Consider the following 334-nt stretch of genomic DNA (forward strand, 5'->3'; position numbering starts at 1 on the left):
GTATTGGTGTGGGCCACGTTGACAACAATTTCCGCCGTGTCGGTCACACCTTGAACATCTGTGATCTCGTAGGTGAACACATCCGTTTCCGTGCCGGTGACGTCAGCGACCGGAGAGGCATAATAGCTAAAGGCCCCGTCATCGCTAATATAGAGAGAGCCCAGTGAGCCTGAGATGCGAATGCCGTAGTCCACCTCTCCATCGGCGTGCGTGTATTGACTGATCGGTGTGATGAGGGTGCCAAAGGCGCGAATATCCCCAAAGCTGGTATCGGTTTCACCGCCGCGCCGAACGCCGGATACCTGCAAAAAATCCCCGAAGGGCAGATCAAGGT

At 55.4% G+C, this 334-nt stretch carries 1 protein-coding gene; it reads right to left on the minus strand.

Annotated elements, in window-relative coordinates; all coding sequences use genetic code 11:
* The coding region (locus tag Q4528_RS13050; RefSeq protein ID WP_303521904.1) for an Ig-like domain-containing protein at positions 1 to 334 on the minus strand (334 nt) is incomplete at both ends.

Origin of the sequence: Staphylococcus pasteuri (assembly GCF_030547725.1) — a bacterium.
In the GTDB taxonomy this organism is placed as follows: Bacteria; Bacillota; Bacilli; order Staphylococcales; family Staphylococcaceae; genus Staphylococcus; species Staphylococcus pasteuri.